Origin of the sequence: Pumilibacter intestinalis (assembly GCF_943193005.1) — a bacterium.
Classification (GTDB): Bacteria; Bacillota; Clostridia; order Christensenellales; family Pumilibacteraceae; genus Pumilibacter; species Pumilibacter intestinalis.
Map to the genome: position 1 here is coordinate 96,377 of NZ_CALPCH010000006.1, position 24,081 is coordinate 120,457.

At 50.3% G+C, this 24,081-nt stretch carries 18 protein-coding genes and 1 tRNA gene; 9 read left to right on the forward strand and 10 right to left on the reverse strand.

Going from position 1 to position 24,081, the window contains the following annotated elements; translation table 11 throughout:
- Window positions 1–320: 320 nt before the first annotated feature.
- From NFR55_RS04495 to NFR55_RS04515, 5 genes are all read left to right on the forward strand, one after another.
- Window positions 321–458 (forward strand): hypothetical protein, encoded by a 138-nt coding sequence (locus NFR55_RS04495; protein WP_251546739.1) that lies wholly within the window; start codon window positions 321–323, stop codon window positions 456–458.
- 129 nt (window positions 459–587) lie between these two features.
- Complete coding sequence (locus NFR55_RS04500; protein WP_251546741.1) at window positions 588–764, forward strand: hypothetical protein; 177 nt, start codon at window positions 588–590, stop codon at window positions 762–764.
- 13 nt (window positions 765–777) lie between these two features.
- The gene (locus NFR55_RS04505) at window positions 778–945 is read left to right on the forward strand and encodes a hypothetical protein (protein WP_251546743.1); all 168 of its coding nucleotides are present in this window, start codon (window positions 778–780) and stop codon (window positions 943–945) included.
- A 14-nt stretch (window positions 946–959) separates the two neighbouring features.
- Window positions 960–1,151, forward strand: coding sequence for a hypothetical protein (locus tag NFR55_RS04510; RefSeq protein WP_251546745.1), 192 nt, complete (start codon window positions 960–962; stop codon window positions 1,149–1,151).
- 55 nt (window positions 1,152–1,206) lie between these two features.
- The gene (locus NFR55_RS04515) at window positions 1,207–2,226 is read left to right on the forward strand and encodes a DDE-type integrase/transposase/recombinase (protein ID WP_251546747.1); all 1,020 of its coding nucleotides are present in this window, start codon (window positions 1,207–1,209) and stop codon (window positions 2,224–2,226) included.
- A gap of 199 nt (window positions 2,227–2,425) precedes the next feature.
- Here NFR55_RS04515 and NFR55_RS04520 read toward each other — a convergent pair whose 3' ends face one another.
- Entirely contained in the window at window positions 2,426–2,569 is a 144-nt protein-coding gene (locus NFR55_RS04520; RefSeq protein WP_251546749.1) for a hypothetical protein, read from the reverse strand.
- A gap of 111 nt (window positions 2,570–2,680) precedes the next feature.
- A tRNA-Leu gene (locus NFR55_RS04525) sits at window positions 2,681–2,766 on the reverse strand.
- Between the two features lie 158 nt (window positions 2,767–2,924).
- Between NFR55_RS04525 and NFR55_RS04530 the strand changes: the two genes are divergently transcribed.
- Complete coding sequence (locus NFR55_RS04530; RefSeq protein ID WP_251546751.1) at window positions 2,925–7,205, forward strand: 2-hydroxyacyl-CoA dehydratase; 4,281 nt, start codon at window positions 2,925–2,927, stop codon at window positions 7,203–7,205.
- A gap of 15 nt (window positions 7,206–7,220) precedes the next feature.
- Here NFR55_RS04530 and NFR55_RS04535 read toward each other — a convergent pair whose 3' ends face one another.
- Complete coding sequence (locus NFR55_RS04535; RefSeq protein WP_251546753.1) at window positions 7,221–8,018, reverse strand: amidohydrolase family protein; 798 nt, start codon at window positions 8,016–8,018, stop codon at window positions 7,221–7,223.
- 119 nt (window positions 8,019–8,137) lie between these two features.
- On the opposite strand from NFR55_RS04535, the gene NFR55_RS04540 reads away from it, so the two are divergent.
- Complete coding sequence (locus NFR55_RS04540) at window positions 8,138–9,409, forward strand: adenylosuccinate synthase (protein WP_251546755.1); 1,272 nt, start codon at window positions 8,138–8,140, stop codon at window positions 9,407–9,409.
- 191 nt (window positions 9,410–9,600) lie between these two features.
- Here NFR55_RS04540 and NFR55_RS04545 read toward each other — a convergent pair whose 3' ends face one another.
- The 7 genes from NFR55_RS04545 to NFR55_RS04575 all read right to left on the reverse strand — a co-directional run bounded on the left by NFR55_RS04545 (window position 9,601) and on the right by NFR55_RS04575 (window position 20,641).
- On the reverse strand, window positions 9,601–11,178 hold the full coding sequence (locus tag NFR55_RS04545; protein ID WP_251546756.1) for a CTP synthase: 1,578 nt from the start codon (window positions 11,176–11,178) through the stop codon (window positions 9,601–9,603).
- A 14-nt stretch (window positions 11,179–11,192) separates the two neighbouring features.
- Window positions 11,193–12,041: a hypothetical protein gene (locus NFR55_RS04550; protein WP_251546758.1), complete on the reverse strand. Its 849-nt coding sequence runs from the start codon at window positions 12,039–12,041 to the stop codon at window positions 11,193–11,195.
- 312 nt (window positions 12,042–12,353) lie between these two features.
- Window positions 12,354–15,800, reverse strand: coding sequence for a hypothetical protein (locus tag NFR55_RS04555; RefSeq protein WP_251546760.1), 3,447 nt, complete (start codon window positions 15,798–15,800; stop codon window positions 12,354–12,356).
- Window positions 15,801–15,987: 187 nt separating this feature from the next.
- Window positions 15,988–17,265 carry a homoserine dehydrogenase gene (locus NFR55_RS04560; protein ID WP_251546762.1) on the reverse strand — a complete coding sequence of 426 codons (1,278 nt, stop codon included), beginning with the start codon at window positions 17,263–17,265 and terminating at the stop codon, window positions 15,988–15,990.
- Window positions 17,262–18,044, reverse strand: coding sequence for a type III pantothenate kinase (locus NFR55_RS04565; protein WP_251546764.1), 783 nt, complete (start codon window positions 18,042–18,044; stop codon window positions 17,262–17,264). The genes NFR55_RS04560 and NFR55_RS04565 overlap by 4 nt, the downstream gene beginning before the upstream one ends.
- 218 nt (window positions 18,045–18,262) lie before the next feature.
- Window positions 18,263–18,799, reverse strand: a complete 537-nt coding sequence (locus NFR55_RS04570; RefSeq protein ID WP_251546766.1) for a hypothetical protein — start codon at window positions 18,797–18,799, stop codon at window positions 18,263–18,265.
- A gap of 336 nt (window positions 18,800–19,135) precedes the next feature.
- Window positions 19,136–20,641 carry an HNH endonuclease signature motif containing protein gene (locus NFR55_RS04575; protein WP_251546768.1) on the reverse strand — a complete coding sequence of 502 codons (1,506 nt, stop codon included), beginning with the start codon at window positions 20,639–20,641 and terminating at the stop codon, window positions 19,136–19,138.
- A 737-nt stretch (window positions 20,642–21,378) separates the two neighbouring features.
- On the opposite strand from NFR55_RS04575, the gene NFR55_RS04580 reads away from it, so the two are divergent.
- Together NFR55_RS04580 and NFR55_RS04585 are read left to right on the forward strand one after the other, a co-directional pair.
- Window positions 21,379–22,776: a glycine--tRNA ligase gene (locus tag NFR55_RS04580; RefSeq protein ID WP_251546770.1), complete on the forward strand. Its 1,398-nt coding sequence runs from the start codon at window positions 21,379–21,381 to the stop codon at window positions 22,774–22,776.
- A 3-nt stretch (window positions 22,777–22,779) separates the two neighbouring features.
- Window positions 22,780–23,874: a metallophosphoesterase gene (locus tag NFR55_RS04585; protein WP_251546772.1), complete on the forward strand. Its 1,095-nt coding sequence runs from the start codon at window positions 22,780–22,782 to the stop codon at window positions 23,872–23,874.
- Window positions 23,875–24,081: the final 207 nt, after the last annotated feature.

The window sequence follows — 24,081 nt, forward strand, 5'->3', positions numbered from 1 at the left end:
GCAAGACCGATAAAAAGGTTTTTGCGGTATTCCGTTAGCCTTGCCGCGTTTGGCGGCTCTTGCGCGTGTATAAGGTTTGTAGCAAAATTATTATACAACTTCCGCAAGGGTTTGTCAATGCGACGCGGCTATAAAATTATGTGTTGACCGTTATCGGCACACCGAAAAACGCCCCAACATCGGGAGCGTTTTTTGCTTAAAAAAAGTAAAAATTTTTTTGAAAAAGTGCGTTAAAAGTGTTGACATATCATAGGCACTATGATATAATATAATCACAAGGTAAGGAAAAAGACCTTGAATAATTAAAGGAGGTGCGCGTTATGGAAAACATAACAAAAGCCTTGCAGGACTTGGCGAAAGCGGTTGAAAGTAACGACACGGTGGAACGAGTCAAAGTTACGATAACCCTCAAAAAGCCGAAGCCGAGCAAGGCAACCACAACAACCGATAATAAATAATCGGTTATAGGCAGAGCGGGGCGGGCGCAACCGCCCCACTCGTAAGACCTATTATAGCATATCGGGCGGCGGGTTGTCAACCCGTATAAAAGCACATTGACGGCAAATAATTAAAAAACGGAGGTAATTATGGCAAGCGCGGAAACAATGCACGCAAACAGCGCGGACGAATTAAAGAAAATACACAAACAACTTCGCGCCGACGGCTACAAGAAAGAATACGACGGCTACGTCGAAAAATGGACGCGCCACGAGTGGACGAAAGACAGCGACGAAAAGACAATTTACGTCGAAATTGATTTTTAACGGGAGGTATTATATGACTATCGAAAAAGACGGCAAGGTTTACACGGTACGCGAAAATAAAGCGTCGTGGACGGTATCAAAGACGGCGGAGCGCGTAACGGTTAGCGCGAACGTATCAAAAGCCGATTGCCCCACTTTTGAAAGTTTGAAGGCATTTGTCGCCGAAAACGATATTTTTTAAGGGGGGGGGCGGATATGGCACGAAGCGAAGCGCAAAAAGCCGCCGACAAAAAGTACGCGGCAAAAATCAACGGCAAATACGAGCGTTTTCTTGTAAACCTATTGCCCGCCGAATACGAGCGTATTTGCGCCGCTATCGCGGCGGCGGGTATGGGTAAAGCAGAGTTTTTACGTTGGGCGGTTGAACAATTAGAAAAAAAGCAATAAAACACGCAAGCGGGCGACACATCACGGTCGCCCGCTTTTACTTCACGGAGGAATTATGAAAGGTATCAAATTCACGGCACGCGAAAAACAAAAAGCCCTCGAATTATGGGGCAAATGCGGCGACTACTTTTACGCCGCGAAAAAATCAAAATGCACGGTACAAAGCCTTTACCGTTGGCGGCGGCAATACGACGGCACGCTTGCAAGCCTTGAAAACAAGTCGAGCCGCCCGCATACCCCGCACCCGAACGCACACACGGACGCGGAAGCGGCGCACATCGCCGCCGTTTTCGCCGAACGTCCCGACATAAGTTACGCGGAAGCGTTGGGCGTATTGCGCACGCAATACGGTTACTCGCGCACATACGGCGGTTTTTATCGGTATTTAATGAAGCACAAACTCCGCCCCGCCCGCGAATACGACGGCTATATCCCGCAACCGTATGACACGCCGCAAATGCTCGGCGTAAAAATGCAAATGGACGTAAAATACGTCCCGCGCGAATGTTACAAAGGCGTTGTACCGACCGACGAAAAACGGACGCGATTTTTTCAATATACAATGATTGACGAAGCAACGCGCGAGCGGTTTATTTACCCTTATACGGAGCAATCGGCAAGGGCGACGCGCGACTTTATAAAGCGTGCAATCGTCTTTTTTGGGTATATCCCCGATTGTATTCAAACGGACAACGGCGGCGAGTTTACAAACCCGCGCGGGGCGGGTTGCAAAAAGGTACATATCGCCGACGAAATAATGAACAAGTTAAAAATCAAACATCAACTCATACGGGCATATACGCCCCGTCATAACGGAAAAGTCGAACGGTCGCACCGTACCGACAGCGAAAATTTTTACCGCTTTTTGACGTTTACAACATACGAGGAATTGCGCGAAAAAATGCTCGATTGGTGCAATCGGTACAATAATTGCCCGCACTCCGCGCTCCGCGATAAAAACGGGCGGCGGGCTTGGCAAACCCCGCTCGAAAAACGCGCCGAATTGTTGGACGAATTGAAAAACGCGGCGGCGGGAGTTTATCACGTTCGATTATTAAAGCCGAAAGCGGCGTAAACACTTAACCTACACCGACAGCAGCAACATTGGGCGAACGCAACCGCGCCCGAACGGGCGGCGGTGCTTTTGTGCGCCCTTTTTTCGATATTCGGCGGTAAAATCGCCGCAAATGCGGCTCACTCGCCCGCCCTTCGCTTGACTTTTCGCCCGTTTTCGGGTATATTTAAGAAAAAATAAAAAAACTTCTTAAAACCTATTAAAAAACGCTTGACAAAATAACAAATTTCAAATCATTTTCATTTATATCTTTACTAAATGAATCTATATTAGTCGCATCGCACCCATATAAACTATATGCTAATAATAAAGCTAAAACTAAATATATTCCGAATTTTTTCATATGAAAAGTATATCATACAAAAACCAATATTGTCAATTCAATTTATTTCATCACTCAATAATATAAAAAAGTCGCAATCTGTCTTTTTCGACGAATTACGACATTTTTCGTTGGTGCGGAGGATGGGATTTGAACCCACACGAGAATTAACCACAGGCGTCTGAAACCTGCGCGTCTGCCAGTTCCGCCACCTCCGCGTATTTTAGCGCCGACTGATAGCAAATTGCGCTCGAGCCGACTGTTTATGTATTATACAACAATCGGTGCGGCTTGTCAACAGCTTGACAGAAAATTATTTTCGTTATATAATGAAATGTACGCTTTGCCGTTACTCAACACACACGAGGTATACACAATGACTAAATACAAAATAGGGCTTGACGTAGGTTCTACCACCATAAAAACCGCCGTGCTCGACCAAAACGGAAACTTATTGCACTCGAGCTACGACAGGCACTATTCGGATATAAAGGCGACTCTCGCGTCGGTACTTCGCGGCGTACTCGAAAAGTACGATGATTTTACCGTAATGGTAACGGGCAGCGGAGGCATATCCGTTTCGGAGTGGCTGGGAATACCGTTTATACAAGAGGTTATCGCGGGCGTGGAAGCCATAAAAACGCTTATACCCGAAACCGACGTGGCGATAGAGCTCGGCGGCGAGGACGCGAAGATAACCTATCTTACGGGCGGAATAGAACAGCGCATGAACGGCACTTGCGCGGGCGGCACGGGCGCGTTCATAGACCAAATGGCGAGTCTTTTGAGCACCGACGCTTCGGGACTTAACGAGCTTGCAAAGAGCCATACCATTCTATACCCCATCGCCTCGCGTTGCGGCGTGTTCGCAAAAAGCGATATTCAGCCGCTCATCAACGACGGAGCGAAAAAGCCCGATATAGCCGCGTCGGTTTTCCAGTCGGTTGTGAATCAAACCATATCGGGTCTTGCATGCGGCAAGCCCATACGCGGCAACGTGGCGTTCTTGGGCGGACCGTTGCACTTTCTGACCGAGCTCGGCAAGCGTTTTACAGATACGCTCAAGCCCGAAAAAGCGATATTCCCCGAAAACAGTCAGGTGTTTAACGCCATAGGCGCGGCGATAAGCGGCAAGGAAGCGTTCCGCTCCGCCGACCTTCTCCGTAAACTCGAGGCACTCAAAGATATCGACTCCCACGAGGTGGAACGTCTTCCCGCCCTCTTCTCTTCAAAAGAGGAGCTCGAGCAGTTCCGCACTCGTCACGCAAAAACCAAAATACCGTTTGCCGATATCAAAACCCACGAAGGCCCTTGCTATCTCGGCATAGACGCGGGTTCTACCACCACGAAAGCCGCGCTCATAAACGAAGACGGCGCGCTTTTGTACTCTTGGTACGGCAGTAACAGCGGCGACCCGCTCAAGTGCATAGTGTCCGTTCTCAAAGAGATATACTCCCTTCTCCCCAAAGGCGCGTTCATAGGGCGCAGTACCATTACGGGCTACGGCGAGGGCATGATAAAGTCGGCTCTGCACATAGACGCCGGCGAAATAGAAACCATGGCGCACCAAACGGCGAGTAACGCCATATTGCCGGGAGTAGAGTTCATACTCGACATAGGCGGGCAGGATATGAAATGCCTGCGCATTAAAAACGGCGTTATTAACGATATTCTTCTCAACGAAGCGTGCTCGTCGGGTTGCGGCAGTTTTATAGAAACTTTCGCGCACGCGCTCGGCATGTCGGCGGAAGAGTTCGCAAAAAAAGGACTCGAATCTTCCGCGCCCGTAGACCTCGGCAGCAGATGCACAGTGTTTATGAACTCGCGCGTAAAACAGGCGCAAAAAGAGGGCGCGACGGTTGCGGATATTTCGGCGGGTCTTGCCTACTCGGTAGTGAAAAATGCGCTGTTCAAGGTTATCAAACTGCGCGACAGCAGCCAAATGGGCGAAAAAGTAATAGTTCAGGGCGGAACTTTCCTCAACGAGTCCGTTCTTCGCGCGTTCGAGCTTGTTTCGGGCAGAGAGGTTATCCGCCCCGACAAAGCGGGGCTTATGGGCGCATACGGAAGCGCGATACTCAGCCGCAACAATTACCAAGGCGGCGAGAGCACGCTCTTAAAAGCGGACGAGCTCGACGGATTTTCGGTATCCAAAACCAACAGTCGCTGCGGAAAGTGCGGCAACAACTGCCTGCTCACCATCTCCAAATTCAACGACGGCAGAGAGTACGTAACGGGCAACCGTTGCGAAAAGGGCGCGGGCGAAGAGGAAAAGAAAACCGACCTTCCCCCCAACCTGTTCGCCTCCAAATACAAGCGGCTGTTTTCGCACTATAAGCCGCTCGACGAAACGCACGCCAAACGCGGCAAAGTGGGCATACCGCGCGTACTCAACCTGTACGAAAACTACCCGTTTTGGTTCACCTTCTTTACCGACCTCGGCTACCGCGTGGAATTGAGCCCCCGCTCGTCGCGCGCCATATACGACCTCGGCATAGACACCATGCCCAGCGAGTCGGTTTGCTATCCCGCAAAACTCGTGCACGGGCACATAACCGCGCTTGTAAACAAGGGAATTAAATTCATATTTTATCCCTGCCTTCCCTACGAAATGGCAGAGGACAAAAACGCCGACAACCACTACAACTGCCCCGTTGTGGGAACTTACCCCGAAGTTATACGCAACAACATGAACGAGGTGTTCGGCTCGAGCGTTAAGTTTATGGCGCCGTTTTTGCCCATTGCCACGCCCGAGCGCATGATAAAGCGTTTGGCGGAAGAGTTCCCCGAAATCCCCGCAAAAGAGCTCAAACGCGCCGCACGCAAAGCGTACGCGGAGAACGAAAAGTTCAAAAACGAAATACGCAAAGAGGGCGAAGAAACGGTTGCCTATCTCGAGCGCACGGGAAAGCACGGCATAGTGCTTGCGGGACGCCCCTACCACCTCGACCCCGAAATAAATCACGGCATACCCGAAATGATAAACGCTTACGGATTTGCGGTGCTCACCGAAGACAGCATAGCGCACCTTAAGCGCGTGCAACGCCCCATACGCGTTGTGGACCAGTGGACGTATCACAGCCGGCTGTATTCCGCGGCGGAATTCGTGCGCACGAGCGACTGTTTGGACCTCGTGCAACTCAACTCGTTCGGTTGCGGACTCGACGCCGTTACCACCGACCAGGTGCAGGAACTGCTCGACGAAGCGGGCAAGATATACACCGTACTTAAAATAGACGAGGTGAACAACCTCGGCGCGGCGCGTATACGCGTGCGCTCGCTCATGGCGGTGCTCGAAGAACGTACGCGCAGAAATATCCGCGCCCCCAAAGAAGTGGTTTCAAGCGGCGAACGCGTGCTTTTCACCAAAGAAATGAAGAGCAACTACACCATTATCGCGCCCGAGATTTCGCCCATACATTTGCGCATACTCGAGCGTGCGATGCACAAATTCGGCTACAACATAAAGGTTTTACCCGAAAGTTCAACGGCGGTGGAAACGGGTCTTAAGTACGTTAACAACGACGCTTGCTACCCCACCATAATCACCGTAGGACAAGTTATAGACGCGCTCATGAGCGGGCAATACAACCTCAACAGAACCGCCGTAATGCTCACGCAGACGGGCGGAGTTTGCAGGGCGACAAATTACATAGCCTTGCTGAGAAAAGCTCTCAAACAGGCTAATATGGCGCAGGTGCCCGTAGTTTCGCTCAACTTTGCGGGACTCGAGAAAAATCCGGGCTTCAAAGTAACCATTCCGCTCATGCTCGGCATGGTGTATTCGGTGCTTTACGGCGACCTGTTTATGCGGTGCTTATACAAGGTGCGCCCCTACGAAAAAGTGAAAGGAAGCGCGAACGCCGTATACGAGAAATGGAACGAAATAGTTTCGGCGGAAATGGAACGCGGCGAAACCAAGCGTTTCAAGAAAAACGTGGCGGCCATAGTAAAAGATTTCGAAGCCGTAGAAACGCTCGATATCGTAAAACCCAAAGTGGGCATAGTGGGCGAAATACTCGTTAAGTTCCACCCCCTTGCCAACAACCACGCGGTGGAGCTCATAGAGCGCGAGGGCGGCGAAGCGGTTGTGCCCGACCTGCTCGATTTCTTCATGTACTCGTTCTACGACGACACCGTGCGCTATCGCCTTTTGGACGGCACGCGCATGGGCAAGTTCAAATCCGATTTCTACATTTGGTTTATAGAAAAACTCAAAAAGCCCATGCTCAAAGCTCTTAAAGGCACAAAATTCGGCGCCCCCACCCACATATCCAAAATGGCGGAAATGGCAAGCGAGGTTGTGTCGCTCGGCAACATTGCGGGCGAAGGCTGGTTTCTCACCGCCGAAATGCTCGAGCTCATGCACAACGGCACGAACAACATAATCTGCATGCAACCGTTTGCCTGCCTGCCCAACCACGTTACGGGCAAAGGCGTAATGAAAGCTCTCAAGGCGCACAATCCGCAAGCGAACATCGTTGCCGTAGACTACGACCCCGGCGCAAGCGAGGTAAATCAGGTTAACCGAATTAAGCTCATGATGAGCGTGGCTTTCGCAAATCTGAAAGGCGAACAGCCGCCCGAGCTTCCCGAAGAACTCCCCGCCGACTGCTCTTGTCACAGTTGCGTCGCAGCCACCAAAACCGAAAAATAATACGCAAAAAGCCTTTTATGCGTTGAGTCCCAATAAACGGGCGGCGTTTTCGCCCATTATTTTACTGTATAACTTTGAGTCTTTTACGCGCTCTTTCATCATTTCCGCGTCGTGTTTTTGCGATTGCCACGGGCTGTCGGTGCCGAATAACAGCTTGTTGCCGTCGTGCGAGTCCGTAAAGCGTTTCAACTGCTCTCGGGTGAGCAAACCGAAACCGTAAGACGCGTCGAGGTAAACGTCAAGCCCGCAAACGTGCTCGAACACCTCGCTCCACATGCCTTGCCCGCCGAGGTGCGCTCCCACAATCTTTGCGCTCGCAAAGTCGCGAGCAACGCGAGCGAACTCTTTGGGCGGACAGTTGCATTTCATGCGCGGGTCGAGGTCTTTGCCGCAGTGAAACAGCATAATAAAGCCGTACGCCGCGACTTTTTCGTATATTTTATACATGCGATTATCGCACGCCGCAAAGTCTTGAAAATCGGGGTGAAACTTAATGCCTTTCACTCCCGCGGCTTTCAGGCGAGCCAACTCCGCGGCGATATTTTCGCAATCGGGGTGCACCGAGCCGAACGGAATTATGCCGTCGGCTTTCGTAAGCTCTATTGCAAAGTCGTTTACGTTAGCGGTCTGCTTCGCGTTTGTGGCAATGTTCAGCACAACCGAATAATCGATGCCCGCCTCTTTCATGGAGCTTTTAAGATTGGCAACCGTGCCGCTTAGCACGGGCGGATACTGCGAACTAGCCGCCAAACTTTCCATAGCCCGCGGCGCGAGAAAATCGGGAAACGCGTGAGTGTGAAAATCTATAATCATAAATACATTTTAATACTATCGAGAGCAATTGTCAAATGTTACTCACGCACTGCCATTGCCTTGACTATTCGAGCCGATTGTGATATAATATATAGGTATTTTTCGTTTCGGAGGCAAACATGGCAGTTACCGCACTCGTAGGCGCACAATGGGGCGACGAAGGCAAAGGCAAAGTAATAGATATATTGGCGCAAAAGTCGGATATGGTGGTACGCGCACAGGGCGGAAACAATGCCGGGCACACCGTTGTTGCAAACGGAGTTACCTACAAACTCCGCCTTATTCCGAGCGGCATACTCTATAAAGGCGCGGTGTGCGTTGTGGGCAACGGCGTAGTTATAGACCCCGCCGTGATACTTTCGGAAATGGACGCGTTGAAAGACAGCGGCGTAGACGTTTCCCGCCTTAAAATAGACGCGCGGGCGCACGTTATTTTGCCCTATCACCTCGCGCTCGACGAATTGAGCGAAAAGGCTCGCGGCGCGGGCGACATAGGCACGACAAAGCGCGGAATAGGCCCTTGCTACATGGACAAAGCCGAGCGCATAGGCATACGCATGTGCGACCTTATAAAACCCGCCGTGTTCGAAGAAAAACTCAAACGCAACGTGGAAATCAAAAACAATATAATCACAAAGATTTACGGCGGCGAACCTATATCTTTCGAGAAAACTCTCGCCGACTACAAACAATACGCCCAAAAGCTTGCGCCTTACGTGTGCGACACCTCGGTGCTTGTGTTTAACGCGATTAAGAGCGGCAAAAACGTGCTGTTCGAGGGAGCACAGGGCGCACTCCTCGACTTAGACGTGGGAACTTATCCGTACGTGACGAGTTCGCACCCCGTATCGGGCGGCTTTTGCGTGGGCGCGGGCGTTGGTCCTACCCTTATAAAAGAATGCCTCGGCATTGCCAAAGCGTACACTACCCGTGTGGGCAAAGGTCCTTTCCCCACCGAGCTCGACGACGAAATAGGCGAGCGCATACGCACCGTGGGCGCGGAATTCGGAACGGTTACGGGCAGACCCCGCCGTTGCGGTTGGCTCGACGCGGTTATACTCAGATTTGCCGTGCGAGTGAACGGACTTACGGGAATTGCGCTCAACAAGCTCGACACTTTAACGGGCATAAGCAAATTGAAAGTTTGCGTTGCTTACAAAAAGGACGGCGCACAAATATGCGATTTCCCTTCGGATATTTCGGAGCTTGAAGGTTGCGAACCCGTTTACGAGGAGTTCGACGGCTGGACGGAAGACGTGACGGGAGCAAAGAGCCTTAACGACCTGCCCGCAAACGCCGTGAAATATCTTCGCGCAGTGGAAAAACTGATTGACTGCCCCATTAAAATGGTGGGCGTGGGACCGGACAGAACGCAGAATTTCGAAATATAAAAAGCGCATGCAAAAAGGACGGCTAAGTAACCGTCCTTTTTCCATGTCATTGCGAGCGAGTTTACGAGCGTGGCAATCTCAGGCATAAGGCAAGTGCAGTTGCCATTACTTTCTCATGTATGGGATTGCTTCGTCGGGCTACGCCCTCCTCGCAATGACAGAGAAACATAAACGTGTCATTGCGAGCGAGTTTACTTTTTATTTTTTGCGGCGGAGATGAATGCCGTGATTAAAGGGTGCGGATTATCGGGGCGCGACTTGAACTCGGGGCGAAACATAACGCCTATATAGAACGGGTGCGCGGGAAGCTCGAACGCTTCGTATATTTTGCCCGACGCGGACTTTGCCGAGAACACAAGTCCCGCCTTTTGCAACTCCGCGGCAAACGCGGGGTTAAACTCGTATTTGTGGCGGTGACGCTCCGAAAGAGTGTCAGCGCCGTATATCTCGCGCAAACGCGATTTGGGAGCGAGAGAAGCCGTATACGCGCCCGTACGGAAACGCGGCGCGTCGTAGGGCGAATACACAACGGGATACGGCGTTTTGCGGTCGAACTCGGTGCTGTTCGCCTTTTCCATGGAGTGACTGCGGGCGTATTCCACAAGTCCCGCCTGCGCTCCCATGCCTATCATGAGCGCGGGTATGCCGTTTTCACGCGCGAATTTCGCCGCGTTCACTTTGCCTTCGAAACCGCGTTCGCCGAAGCCCGCGGGTATAACTATGCCGTTTAGCGAGGCAAGGCGCGAAACCGCCGCGGGAGTCATCTTTTCGCTGGGTATCCAAACTATTTCAACGCCCGTGTTCATGGCAATGCCGCTGTGGTCGAGAGCCTCGGTAAGCGACACGTAAGCGTCATGCAGTTCAACGTATTTGCCCACAAGACCTATGCGCAACTTTTCGCTTCCGCCGTGCACCTTTTCGGCGCGGGCGCAGAAATCGCGCCATGAAGCCAAATCGGGCTCGCAGTCGTCGAGCCGCAGTTTGCGAACCGCCGCGCGTGCAAGTCCGTCTTCTTCGAGAGCGAGCGGCACGTTGAATATATTGTCGGTGGTGAGATTTTGAATTATGCAGTCGGCTTCCACGTTGCAGAAAAGACCGAGCTTGCGCTTGCTGTCCGCCCCTATCGGATAATCGGAACGGCAAACTATGATATCGGGCTGTATACCCACGTTTTGCAACTCTTTAACGCTGTGTTGGGTGGGCTTGGTTTTTTGTTCGCCGCTCATTTCTATATACGGCACAAGCGTTACGTGAATATAGAGCACGTTGCCTTTGCCCGCCTCGCTCTTAAACTGCCGTATCGCTTCCAAAAACGGGTGGCACTCTATATCGCCCACCGTGCCGCCTATCTCCACGATTATTATATCGCTGTCGGGCGTGGCAAGCGAGTATATGCGTTCTTTGATTTCGTTTGTGATGTGCGGCACAACTTGCACCGTGCCGCCGTTGTAATACCCTTCGCGCTCCTTTGCAATCACCGACGAATAAATTTGACCGCTCGTAACGTCGTTTTTAATTCCGAGGTTTTCGCCGAGCAAACGCTCGTAATGCCCCACAACCAAATCCACCTCGCCGCCGTCTTCGGTAACGTATACCTCGCCGTGCTGATACGGGCTTAGGTTGGAGGTATCTACGTTAAAGTACGGGTCAAATTTTTGAAGCGTAACTTTGTGTCCGCGAGCTTTGAGTAGCCGCGCAAGACTCGCCGCCGTAACGCCTTTGCCGAGTCCCGACACCACGCCGCCCGTAACGAAAATAAACTTAGCCATAACCGTGTTTCTCCTTAGTTCTTTTCGGGCGATATAGTAAAGCCCGTTTCTTTGAGTTTTTTAGCGTTGTAATTTATTATCTCGCAAAGCCCGTCGAAAATCTTTTTTGCGGCGGCTTTGTCGTTTATAACTCTGCTTGCGCCCGAGAGCGAGTTGTCGGAATGGGCGTAAAAGTTGCGCTTTTCGAAATATTCCACATACAGCGCGCTCATCACCTCGGAATAAACAATGCCGTTCTTTTTGCGATAACACTGCTTGAGCACGTGCCGCCCGCTATCGTTCTTTTCATACGCCTGCCCTATCATTTTTACGGTTATTTCCCGCGCTTGTTGGAGGTCGTATATAAACCGTTCGAGCCCGCGATACGGCGGCACGAGCAACACCGAGTAATCGCTGAGCTTTACGTTCTCGTTGCCTATATCCGTCATGCCTATGCCGAGGTCGGTTTTGGACTGTTCGCCGAGCAGGTCGAAAGCGTCGGGCAACAGTTTGCGGAGCTTGCGCATTACGCTTGCCGAAACTTTTTCTTGCGGGGGCGGAACTTTCTTTTGCGGTTTGGGATTTTGGGGCTTTACTTTCTTTTTATGTAACGGCGGTTTGGGTTTCATGGCTTTCGCCGAGCGTTCGAGCAACTCGGCTTGAGCCGTGAGAGTGAGCATTTGCGCTTTGGTATCGTAAACCACGCTTAGCTTTTCTTTTCCGCACGCAAAGTTATAGCGTTCGAAATGGCAGTTTTCCGAGGTGGGCAAAAAAGATTTTAAGGAAAAGCCGCGGCACGCTTTAAGAGCCGCTAAACGCCGTTCTTTTTCTTCGGCGGTTACGCTATTTATATTTTGCCTTGCTATTCCTTTTTCTTCCGCCATATATGCTCCATACGCTATTTTTCGAGAGACTTTTGCTTTCTCATGCAGGGGATTGCTTCGGGTGCAAGCACCCTCGCAATGACAGGGAAAACTTGTGCACCCTCGCAATGACAGATAACCGAGGCGGCGCAGAATGGTGCAGATATGCACAACAGGCGCAGTGCACGCACGGGAACGTACTTAAACGTACGTGACCACGTGTGCACAAGCACGTAGTGCATAGATGCGCCATTATGCGACGCCGTAACAAATATAAAAGCGGCAAAATAAGAGTATCGCCGCTTTTATTTATCGTTTGTTAGAGGTTATCGCTTATTTGCTTTTTACTTTGCGGAAACGCACAAAGTAAAGTATTACGCCCGCGATAAGGAGCACGCCTACTATTATGAGAATTGTGCTGATTATCTTGGTGGAAATGGGGCTGGAAACGTTTGCGGCACTTACGGTAATAGTTTCGGTATAAAGCGTTTCGTTGCCCGCCTGGTCTTTCACCGAATATTCAACGGTGTAATGACCCGTTTTGGTAAAGGTGTACTTGCTGCCGTCGGTGGGTTTGGTAGCCGAAGCGTAGCTCGGGCCCGTACCTTTCACCGTATACACCGCCGTACCCGCAGGGTCTTTGAGCGTTTTGGTGAAAGTCATTTTGCTTTCGCCGTCTTCGTTCTCGCCGAGTTTTATCGCGTGGAATTCAAACGTATCGTTTTCGGTAGCGGTAGTGGCATGCTTGCCTTGCACGTCAAAATCGGGAGGAGTAACGTCGCCGGCTTTTACAACGTATTCAACGTCTACCGAGCCGTTATCGCCGTAGAATGCCGAATACTTAAAGGTATAAGTTCCGTCGCTCTTAGGCGTAAACGTATACTTGCCGGTCTCCTTATCTATGCTTATGTCTTTGCCTGTTTCATCTGCGGTTTTGGCAACGGTAAGCACTTTGGTATCAGAACCCGCGGGCTTAAAGGTTGCGGTGAGTTCCACTTTTGCGTTGGCGTATTCGGTGGAAGCCACGAGTTTGGGCAAGGAAACTGCTTCGTTGAGCTTAACGTAGGTGGGCATTTTATCCTGCAAGTTCCATACGGGAGTTGCGGTTTCGGATATAACGATGGTGTCTTTTGCTCCGTTATTGAAAAGCTCCAACTCATTGGTTTTATTGCTCCAATAGTATTCGGAGAACGTGAACGAACCCGCGTTGTATGCGCTGAAACGGAAGCCGGTAAGAGCGAATTTGCCGTTACCCACTATTTCGCGAACAACGTAATTTTTACCCGTAACGATATTTTCGGGAGTTTGCAATTCTCTGTTCTTTATAGTGTATTCGGTATAAACGGTGCCTTCGTTGCGCCAATCGATTGCGGAGGTAGTTCCGCCGCTCGCGTCCTTCTTGGTTACCTTTATAACCTTGCCCGCTATAGTGCTCTTCCCCGACACGCTGTACGCGCGAACGAATACAATCACTTGGTCAACTCTCGGAGCGGCAAACGTAATATCGTCTACATGCAACGCATTACCTGTCCAATACGTTTTGAGAGTAACCTCTCCCGCCGTCCAAAGCTCGGGAGTTCCACCGTCTTTCACGGTGTAAAGGCTGATTTCAAAGCCGTAGAATTCGCGGTTTTTATCGGCATCGGCATCGGCAGGCTTAACGGTGAAGCCGCCTACGGTGGTGCGCACGCCTTCTTTCATTTCGATTTCAAATCCGTCGGTATCCGTAGCACGCGCAGCGGGCGCGGAAGGATTGGAGGTTTGTGCGGACGTTTTAGGCTCAAATTTGAGCGTGGGAGCGGCAAGGTTGCTACCGTTTACTACGGCAATCAAATCCTCTTTCTTAAAGTCAGCGCCCTCTTTCTTGTTGCTCAACGTAGCTTCGTTGCCAACGTCGTCGGTTGCAACTATGGAATATACAAGATATTTATAGGTAGTACCGTCAAACTTTATAACTTTGTCGTCGTCTACGGTAAGCGTGGGAACGCCTTCTTTAAGTTCGAGCTTTGCGGTTTCGCCGCCCTCTACCGTAATCTCGCTATTATCACCTGTTTTTGCCGCGCCGTTTTCATCTGCCGCGTAGAGCTTGTACTCAACGGTGGGTTTTGCGTCGTTATCGTCGGAAACCTCAAGCACGGGAATATTGAAATCGGTTTCTTCGTTAGTGAACACGATGAACTTATCGTCAAACTTAACGTCGTTAATCAAGGGAGCTTTGGTATCCGAAAACTCGTCTTGAATATCAATGTTATAGGTTCTGCTCGTTGTGTGGGGAACGCTGTCGCGGGCTTCGTAACGAACGGTGTATTTACCCGTTACGGTCTTGCCCTTCATGCTATCCAACTCGGTATATTTTGTAAGGTCTAAACCGCCAGTACCGCCAGTAACAAGGCTTTCCCAAGTTATAACATTTTCGCCCTCGGTGGGATAAAGCCCCGCACTGGGCTTGCTCGAAGAATACTTGTATTTTGCTCCGTCGCCTTCTTTATCATTGATGTTTTCGAAGCTGATAACCACGTTGTTGTTCACGGTGTCGCGAAGTTCGAATTTAACTTTGGGAGTTTCGCGGCTGTTGTCTACAAACTCGGGGGTCGGGAACTTTAAGAGCGTGGAAACATTTTCGTTCTTCTCGCTTTTCACCGATTTAAGTCCCCAAACGGTGGGTATTTTGTCTTCGTCTATGTTCTTGAGCACGGGAGCGGTTCTATCGCTCGCGGTTGTTTCATATACGTGTTCGCTTACCACGGGGTTGCCCGCGTCGTCTTCCGCCTTATAGGTGATTTTGTATTTGGTAGCGTGTACGGGATAGAAACTGAGGTTGTAATCGTTTTCAAATACCTCGTCTTCAAGTTCTGCGTACTCTTCATCTTTATCTTTATAATCTTTGCCGTAACCGTCTTCGTCAGGCACAACGTGCTTAACGGGCACATATTTGCCGTTGAGGAACTCTTCAACGGTTATAGTAACTTTAACATTCTTATCGTAGTTATCGGTAGCCGTAGCTTTGGGAAGAGTTACTTTTGTGTTAAGGCTGATGTTTGTGGGAACATTTACCAAACCGAGCGTAGGAGCGGATTTATCTTCGAATTTCTTCTGCACGTTTACGGTGTAATCTTTGAAGATATATTTAGAGCCGCCGTTTACTTTGCAATAGTAATGCACCGTGTAGGTCTGCGCATTCGGCAAAGTTATCTCGTATTTGTCGGCACCGTCTTTTTCGGGGTTGTAATCGCCGCTTACTATAATATCACCGGTATGAGCGTTCCCTTTATATTTTACGGTTGCCCCTTCTATTTCGCAGTATACGGTTGCGATTTTCGCATCGATTTCTTTTTCGTAGTCTATATATTCATTTTCGGACTTATACCACATAGCCGCCGCGGGAAGGGTAAACGTACCGCCTGCCTGCAAATACGTGGGTATATCCGCGCCGTTATGCGCTACGCGGAGTTCGTAATCTTTATCGAGCGTGCAAGAAACTACGTAGCTGTAGCCGTTTGCGAATTTAACGGTATAAGCTCCGATTTCATTAAATTTCGGTTCGGCTTCTTTAAAAATATCTTTTCCGCTGGGCGAAATTATTTCTTGTGCACCTTCTATTTTGCTTGCACTATCGCCGTAATTAACTTTACGAACAAGCGTTGCTTCCTTGCTCGCGCCATAATTAGGCGTAGCGGAGTCCGTATCGGCAAATACGCTTACGGTGGCGGTGCCAACCAACATGGCAACTGCGAGTATCACCGTAACAACGGTAAGCAAAATGCCTTTGAGTTTCTTCATTTCAAATCTCCTATGGTAAGAAAGTAAAAAAAATTATATGCAACAGTACAATTATACAATATTGCCAAAGGGTTGTCAAACAATTTAATTAGTCATTTAACAAACAATTTAACAATAAATGCAAAGTTATTATTTGCCCCGCGCCTTTTTTTATGCAAAGTATTTTAGGAAAAAGAATGGTACCCCATCACAAACAACGTATCAGGCTGTCTACGCTGCGCACGTATTCGAGCTTTTCTATTTCGGCGAGCGCCGCGGAAACCGACTTTTCGCCCGCTTCGTGAGTAAGGAAGGTTATATTCGCGGTTTCGCCGCCGCTCCCCTTTTGCAAAACCGTACTTATGGAAACGCCGTAGCCCGCGAGCACCTTGCTCACAGCCGAGAGAACGCCCGCGCGGTCGAACGCGGTGAGCGAAATATAATACTTGCTCGTAAAGTCGCCGCTCGAGTCAACGTCTTCGCCCGCTTTATCCGAAATGCCGAAATCGGTATATTCGTGCTCGGTGCGTTTGGCGCAAAACACCACGTCGGATACAATCGCGCTTCCCGTGGGGCGCGCGCCCGCCCCTCTGCCGTACAGCATTATATCGTCTACGAAATCGCCCGTAAGCAACACCGCGTTGAACGCGCCGCGCACGCTGGCGAGCGGGTGGTCTACGGGCACGAAGGTGGGATGAACTCGGGCTTCGATTTTGTCGCCGTTTCTGCGCCCTATGGCAAGCAATTTAATTACGTAGCCGAGGTCGCGCGCGCACTTAATATCGCCCGCCGTAACGCGGGTTATACCCTCGCGGTACACGCTCGTATACGGCACTGACGTGTGAAACGCGAGCGACGAGAGAATACTGAGCTTATACATGGCGTCGAACCCGTCAACGTCCGCCGAGGGATTGAATTCGGCGTAGCCGAGCTGTTGAGCTTCGCGCAACGCGGTTTCGTAGCTAAGTCCTTCCTCGGTCATTTTGGTGAGAATATAGTTGGTTGTGCCGTTTATTATGCCGTAAAGCTCGCAAACACGGTTTGCCTGCATGCTCTCGGTGAGCGTGCGTATAACGGGCACGCCGCCAACGCAACTCGCCTCGAAATAGAGCCCCGCGCCGTGCGCTTTGGCGCACCGTTCGAGCTCGTGCCAATGCTTGGCGATAAGCTCTTTGTTTGCCGTAACCACGCTTTTTCCGCTCTCGAGCGATTTTATTATAAACGATTTGGCGGGTTCTACGCCGCCCATGGTTTCTATCACTATGCTTATAGAGGAGTCGGAAACCACGTTTTCTATATTATCGGTGAATACGCTCGGCGACACTCCCCTGCCGAGCACTCGCTCGCGGTCGCGGTCGAGCACGCGCTTTACCGCGATATCCACGCCCTGCGTGCGCTTTATGTAGTCGCGGTTTTGGGTAAGAATATCGTATGTTCCGCCGCCCACCGTGCCGAGTCCCATTATTGCCACGTTCACCGTTTTCATTGCTTGTCCCTCGCTGTGTTCATTTTGTATATTATATTGAGTCCGCGCAAAGTGAGCGTGCGGTCTATCACGTCTATTGCCGCGCTCTCCTTGCCTATAAGCTCGCTGAGTCCGCCCGTTGCTATAACTTTTGCGGCGAAATAGCCCGTTTCCTCTTTGATTTTGCGTATTATGTGCCCCACCATGCCCTCGAAGCCGTTGATTATGCCCGACTGCATGTTGGTTATGGTAGACTTGCACACCACCGTGGGCGGCGCGGCAAGCTCTATTTTGGGCAGTTTGGCGGTGCAACCCGAAAGAGCGTCCGCGCTTGTTTTGAGTCCGAACGATATAAGCCCGCCCAAAAACTCGCCCTTTTCGCTTATTACGTTGAAAGTTGTGGCAGTGCCGCAGTCTACCACTATTACCGGTCCGCCGTAGGTTTGATACGCCGCAACCGAATTGACTATGCGGTCGCTCCCCACCTCTTTGGGGTCGTTGTAGCGGATAAACAAGCCCGTTTTTATGCCGGAGCCAACCAACATGGGCTTAACTTTGAAATAGTAGTGCACCATGTGCTCGAACGTATAGTTTAGGTTGGGATTAACGCTGCTCATTATTACCGCGGTGATATCGGAAAGAGATACGCCGCCGGCATTGAGAAGTTCTTTTACGTTCAAGCCGTATTCGTCGCTCGTTTTGCCCACGGCGGTTGCGAGCCTAAGCGACATAACGATATCGTCGTTATGGAACACCGCCATTTTTATGTTGGTATTGCCTATGTCTATTACAAGTAACAAAAGCGTGAATTCTCCTTTTTATAGGATGAGATTGGGACTAACCGTCATTGCGAGCGAACGCAGTGAGCGCGGCAATCCCATACATGGAACAAGTACAGTGGCTATACGTTTCTTTCGGCTGAGATTGCCGCGTCGGGCTACGCCCTCCTCGCAATGACAGGGAAACGGTTTGAAACGTCATTGCGAGCGAGTTTACGAGCGCGGCAATCCCATACGGATTAGTGAACATACCCTTTTAGGCGCAGTGCTTTTCCCACCGTAACGGCGACGGGCGGAACAACTATAACCGCAACCGCAAACTCTATGCACGCCGCTATCGCGGTTTCTATGATTATCGCCAAAAACAGGTCGCCGCCGCGCCAAATAAGGCAAGGAACTACGAGCGCGGTGTTAAGCAGAGAGCCTAATCCGCAAGCAACTATAACGGGCACGTACACAGCCGCTTTGGTGTTGCCGTTGCAAATCTTTTTAAGCCCCGCATACGCGCCGTGACAACCGAGCGCGGTAAGTATGCGCGGAACTATGGGTATCCACGGATTTGCTATAAAGGTAACGCCCACGGGCGACGGGCTGATAAACGCGTATAAAAAGCTCAACACTCCGAAAAACGCGCCCTCGCACAGCGAAATTTTCCAATCTCGGGTTACGCACGTGAACAACAGCGGCACTAAAAACACATAAGGCAACAGCCCGAGCACAACTGTAAGCGCAACGGTTACCGCGCCGACGGTAATCAGTTTTACATTGGTTTTCATTTTGTCCTCCGCTCGACTTTTCATAGTATATGAAATAGCCTGCATATTTTATAATTTATATAAAGCTACGGTTCGCAAGCGATACCGCGCGGGATTTTTGGGTTCTCATGAAACGGGGAAAACGTGTCATTGCGAGGGCACTTGTGCCCGTGGCAATCCCTTGCATGGAACACGTGCAGTTACTGTTCGGTTCTCATGAATGGGATTGCTTCGTCGGGCTACGCCCTCCTCGCAATGACTGGGAAACCCGAGGGGGATTGTTTCGCTACGCTCGCATGACGGGGAAACCCGAGGGGGATTGTTTCGCTACGCTCGCAATGACGGGGAAAAATCGAATTACTTTTGCTTAGTGGATTTTTTGGCGGGTTTGGGCTTGGCATGGCTCTTGCCTGCGGCGAGTTTGGGTTGCGCCGCTTCGAGCAAAGGCTTGCTGAAATCGTTTTGCCCCGGCTTGAGTTTTTTCTGCTCTATGCCGTAAATTGCGAAAAGCAATTCGTTGGTGGGCGAAATCCCGTCGGCTTCGAGCCGCTCCTTTCTTCCCCAATAGAGCGCACTCGCGGCTCTGAAACGCTCGTTATCCGCGGCTTCGTGCAATAATCTGTGGCAATGCGGGCAAAGCGCAACGTAGTTGGAGGCGCGTTCGATATTCACTCCGAACTCGCCCGCGTACTCGCGCGGAATTATTTGGTGCACCTCGAGGTAGGGCTTGCCGCTCGTCTTATCGGTAAAATATCGGCAGGAGTTTACGCCCTCGAGCTCGCACCTGTAGCCCGCCGCCGATTTCGCCGCCGCCGAAAACATGGAATTTACTTTCACAAGCGTTTCCACGGTTTCGGTCGTGGTGTAGTCGAGCGGCTCAATAAGAGCTTTCTCGAGTTCTTCTTTGTCGAATTTCTCCTTGTCGGGCGCGGATATCACTTTATCGTCTAACTTGATACCCGTGTAAAAGTCCTGCATATCGGAGAAAAGGTTAAGATAGGTCATGCGGAAAACGTCTTCATACATCATGATAAAGTTTGTAACGCGTTTGGAATTTATGCGGTAAAACCTTGTATAAACCTGTTCGAACGTGTCGAGCATATCTTCCAAACTTATGGGGTGACTGCTCTTTATGTAGTGCGCGAAAAACAGTATTTTCGCGTCGTCGAGCACGGTTTCGCAGTCGATGAGCGCGGTTGGCGAAAAACGCGACGTTATTATGCAATTATATCTGCCCTTTCCGTAGTTGTCGGCAACGTACTCGTGCAATTCGTTCTTTTCGAACTCGCTGCTCTCGCGGTAAACGCGCAAAAACTCGGGGTCGGAAAGAAAGGATATCATTATTACGTATTCGGTGCGCAAGAACTCTTCCATATCGAGCGAGCGCACGTTGAACAGGTATATCATTGCGTTGTATATTCTGCCCAACGAATAGCCCGCCTGCTCCCATATAGAAAACACGTGGTCGGTTTGCGAAAATATATAGTTCTTTTTGAGCGCAAAATACGAGTCGGCAAAAAACAAAAAGTCTATAAACCAGCGGTCGTCTTCGCCCAGCCGCTCGCCGAGAAACTTTTCGAACACCTCGCCTTTTGCGGTAAGCCGAGGTTTGCCGCGGACGGAGCGGAAAAGTTTTGTACGCATCATATTGCTCATAAAACTTTTCGCTTGCGCGGGGCTGTCCTCTATGTACGCCTGTTTTTCCGCTTCCGTCATTTCGCAAATTTTTTCGAACGTGCGAAATCCCTCTTCGAACTTGTGGAGGGTGCGGAAATTGCGCGTAAACTCGAAAAGATAAGCGTTATCTTTATCTTCGGCTACTGCATTTTCGCTCTTTTTGAGATACAACTCGAGTAAAGACATTTTTCTTCGGGTCTCCTTTTTTATGCGCTTACTTAAACTTGGGCGAAACCTTATTTTTCATGCGAAACTTATACATATACTTATATAGTATACCACGCGCGGCAAAGCTACGCAAGCGTTTTTAAGAACGAGAGCACGAAAAAACTCCCTCTCCGTAACTTGGCGGAGGGGAGTTCGCATTTGTAATTTAAGTTTTTCGCTTCGCTTTCTTTACGCTTATTTGCAGCAGCAGTCTTTGTTGCAGCCGCCGCAGCAGCACGAAAGCAATAAGTACCACAACAGCATGTCGGAGCAATCGCAGCCTTTTTTGTCGTAGCATCCGCAGCCGTTATCCCGTCCGCCGCAGCAGCAGAGGAGAAGGATAATAAGGAACATATCGTTCCCGCAGTTGTTAAACATGGGTTACCTCCTATAACACTTTTGGAATTGATTTTCGGGGTGGGTATTCCGCCGCAACCGTCTTTTCTCCGTCACCGGTAAACGGATACTCCGAACCCGTGCGGCGAGATACGCACTCTTTGTCTTGCGTACATCTGTATTCACGCGCACATTTTGAATTTTTTCTTTTGTTCGAGAGATATCTCTACTTTATAATATGACCGAATATGCTCTGTGTGATAAAAATATGCATGGTTTTTTTCAAACTTATTTCGCTTGACGACACAGCCCTTTTTGAATTAAACTATTTATATGCCGCAGTAATCCAAGTGCGGCTAAAGGAGTATTAAATAAAGATTATGGCTGAAAACAAAAGCGTACTTACCATGGACAAACTCGTGGCACTCTGCAAGGGGCGCGGATTTATCTACCCCGGCAGCGAAATATACGGAGGACTCGCCAACACCTGGGATTACGGTCCTTTGGGCGTTGAGATGAAAAACAACGTAAAAAAAGCGTGGTGGAAAAAATTCGTTACCGAAGCTCCCACCAACGTGGGCGTAGACTGCTCCATACTCATGAACACTCAGGTTTGGGAAGCGAGCGGACACGTGGGCGGATTTTCCGACCCGCTCATGGACTGCAAGTCGTGCAAAACCCGTCACCGCGCCGACAATCTCATAGAGGACTACATCGCCCGCAAGAAAAAGGACGAGAAGATAGCGGGTTGGAGCAACGAGAAACTCTCGCAATACATAACCGACAACAAAATCCCCTGCCCCGTTTGCGGCAAGTGCGACTTTACGCCCATAAAACAGTTTAATCTTATGTTCAAAACCTTTCAGGGCGTTAACGAGGACACCGCGGCTACGGTGTATCTCCGTCCCGAAACGGCGCAAGGCATATTCGTAAACTTTAAGAACGTACAGCGCACCACGCGCATGAAAGTACCTTTCGGCATAGGTCAGATAGGCAAATCGTTCCGCAACGAAATAACGCCGGGCAACTTTATTTTCCGCGTGCGCGAATTCGAGCAAATGGAACTCGAGTTCTTCTGCGAGCCGGGCACCGACCTCGAATGGTTCGCCTACTGGGAAAAATACTGCAAAGATTTCCTGCTCGGTTTGGGCATAAAAGAACAAAATCTCAGGCTCAGGCAACACGAAAAAGAGGAACTCAGCCACTACAGCAAGGCAACCACCGATTTCGAGTTCAAGTTCCCGTTCGGTTGGGGCGAGCTTTGGGGTATTGCCGACCGCACCGACTACGACCTCAAATGTCATCAGAACAAGTCGGGTCAAAGCATGGAATACACCGACCCCGTATCGGGCGCGAAATACGTTCCCTACTGCGTTGAGCCGAGTCTCGGCGTTGAACGCGCGTTCTTGGCCCTGCTTTGCAACGCGTACGACGAAGAGAAACTCGAGGGCGGCGACACCCGCGTGGTGCTCAGGCTTCATCCCTTCCTCGCGCCTTATAAAGTTGCCGTGCTCCCCCTTCAGAAAAACATTTCGGAAAAGGCGGACGGAGTTTACCGCTCGCTCTGCAAAAAATTCGCATGCACCTACGACCTCACCGGCTCAATCGGCAAACGGTATCGCCGCCAAGACGAGATAGGCACTCCCTTCTGCGTAACGGTGGATTTCGACACCCTCGAGAACGACACCGTAACGGTGCGCGAGCGCGACAGCATGGAACAAATTCGCTTGCCCATTGCCGAGCTCGAAAAATATTTCGAACAAAAACTCGAATACTGATATATGTGGATACTGATATTTTGCGCCGCCGTAATACTGTTCGGCGGCGCAACCGCATACGTAAGCAGCAGAATATACAAATTCACGGTTACCGAGCTTATTGCGCGTAACAGGCGTTGGCTTAAACTCGTTTTGAGCATAGCCGTGCCAGTAGTTGCGATACTCATACTCTGCCTTACCGTGGGCATAATAAACGCCGCGATTATTTTTATTTATCTCGTGCTGTTTTGGCTGATAGCCGACCTTATATTTTACATAATCAAAAAGATACGCAAAAAGGATTTCAAAATCAAGTATTCGGCTATAGCCGCAATTGCCGTTACGGCTATTTACTTATCGGTTGCTTGGGTTTTGGCGCACGACGTTAAGATAACGCGTTACTCTGTAGACTCCGACAAGCAGATAGGCAACGTTCGCATAGTGCAGTTTGCCGACTCGCACGTAGGCGCAACCTTCGGCGGCGATGAGTTTTTCGAGCACGTGCAACAAATGCAACGGCAAAATCCCGACGTTGTCGTCATAACGGGCGATTACGTAGACGACGACACGAGCAAAGCGGACATGCAAGCCGCATGCGCCGCGCTCGGCACTCTGAAAACCGCTTACGGAGTATATTTTGCGTTCGGCAATCACGACAAAGGATATTTCGACAACTCCGGCAGAGGTTACGACTCGCAAGACCTGATAAACGAGCTTACGGCAAACAACGTGATTGTTCTCGAGGACGAGCACGTGCTCATAGATAACCGCTTTTACATTGTGGGGCGCAAAGACGCGAGCGAAAAAGACCGCAAGCCGATAGCGGAACTAACCGCCGAACTCGACAAAAGCAAATATATCGTGGTGCTCGACCACCAACCCAACGACTATGACGCCGAAGCGGAGTCGGGCGCGGACCTCGTGCTTTCGGGTCACACCCACGGCGGGCAACTTATCCCCGTGAACTTGTTTATATCGATTGCCAACGACAAAACTTACGGCATGGAAAAACGCGGGAACACGAATTTTATAGTGACCTCGGGCATTTCGGACTGGGCAATAAAATTCAAAACGGGTTGCCGCTCGGAATTCAACGTAATAGACGTAAACGGCGTGTAGGGCATATGGTAAACACGTCATTGCGAGGAACTTTAGTTCCGAAGCAATCTCAGGCATAAGAAAAGTGCAGATACTGTACTTGTTTAATGCAAGAGATTGCCGCGCGGCTACGCCGCTCGCAATGACGTGTAACAAAAAAGCACTGTAGCGATACAGTGCTTTTTAATGAAATGCGGCAATTACCTACTCTCCCGACTCGTTGCCAAG

What these genes read in the sequence shown, in the direction of transcription:
- NFR55_RS04495 (WP_251546739.1), top strand. Translation starts at nt 321, where the DNA reads ATGGAAAACATAACAAAAGCCTTGCAGGACTTGGCGAAAGCGGTTGAA.
- NFR55_RS04500 (WP_251546741.1), top strand. Translation starts at nt 588, where the DNA reads ATGGCAAGCGCGGAAACAATGCACGCAAACAGCGCGGACGAATTAAAG.
- NFR55_RS04505 (WP_251546743.1), top strand. Translation starts at nt 778, where the DNA reads ATGACTATCGAAAAAGACGGCAAGGTTTACACGGTACGCGAAAATAAA.
- NFR55_RS04510 (WP_251546745.1), top strand. Translation starts at nt 960, where the DNA reads ATGGCACGAAGCGAAGCGCAAAAAGCCGCCGACAAAAAGTACGCGGCA.
- NFR55_RS04515 (WP_251546747.1), top strand. Translation starts at nt 1,207, where the DNA reads ATGAAAGGTATCAAATTCACGGCACGCGAAAAACAAAAAGCCCTCGAA.
- NFR55_RS04520 (WP_251546749.1), bottom strand. Translation starts at nt 2,569, where the DNA reads ATGAAAAAATTCGGAATATATTTAGTTTTAGCTTTATTATTAGCATAT.
- NFR55_RS04530 (WP_251546751.1), top strand. Translation starts at nt 2,925, where the DNA reads ATGACTAAATACAAAATAGGGCTTGACGTAGGTTCTACCACCATAAAA.
- NFR55_RS04535 (WP_251546753.1), bottom strand. Translation starts at nt 8,018, where the DNA reads ATGATTATAGATTTTCACACTCACGCGTTTCCCGATTTTCTCGCGCCG.
- NFR55_RS04540 (WP_251546755.1), top strand. Translation starts at nt 8,138, where the DNA reads ATGGCAGTTACCGCACTCGTAGGCGCACAATGGGGCGACGAAGGCAAA.
- NFR55_RS04545 (WP_251546756.1), bottom strand. Translation starts at nt 11,178, where the DNA reads ATGGCTAAGTTTATTTTCGTTACGGGCGGCGTGGTGTCGGGACTCGGC.
- NFR55_RS04550 (WP_251546758.1), bottom strand. Translation starts at nt 12,041, where the DNA reads ATGGCGGAAGAAAAAGGAATAGCAAGGCAAAATATAAATAGCGTAACC.
- NFR55_RS04555 (WP_251546760.1), bottom strand. Translation starts at nt 15,800, where the DNA reads ATGAAGAAACTCAAAGGCATTTTGCTTACCGTTGTTACGGTGATACTC.
- NFR55_RS04560 (WP_251546762.1), bottom strand. Translation starts at nt 17,265, where the DNA reads ATGAAAACGGTGAACGTGGCAATAATGGGACTCGGCACGGTGGGCGGC.
- NFR55_RS04570 (WP_251546766.1), bottom strand. Translation starts at nt 18,799, where the DNA reads ATGAAAACCAATGTAAAACTGATTACCGTCGGCGCGGTAACCGTTGCG.
- NFR55_RS04575 (WP_251546768.1), bottom strand. Translation starts at nt 20,641, where the DNA reads ATGTCTTTACTCGAGTTGTATCTCAAAAAGAGCGAAAATGCAGTAGCC.
- NFR55_RS04580 (WP_251546770.1), top strand. Translation starts at nt 21,379, where the DNA reads ATGGCTGAAAACAAAAGCGTACTTACCATGGACAAACTCGTGGCACTC.
- NFR55_RS04585 (WP_251546772.1), top strand. Translation starts at nt 22,780, where the DNA reads ATGTGGATACTGATATTTTGCGCCGCCGTAATACTGTTCGGCGGCGCA.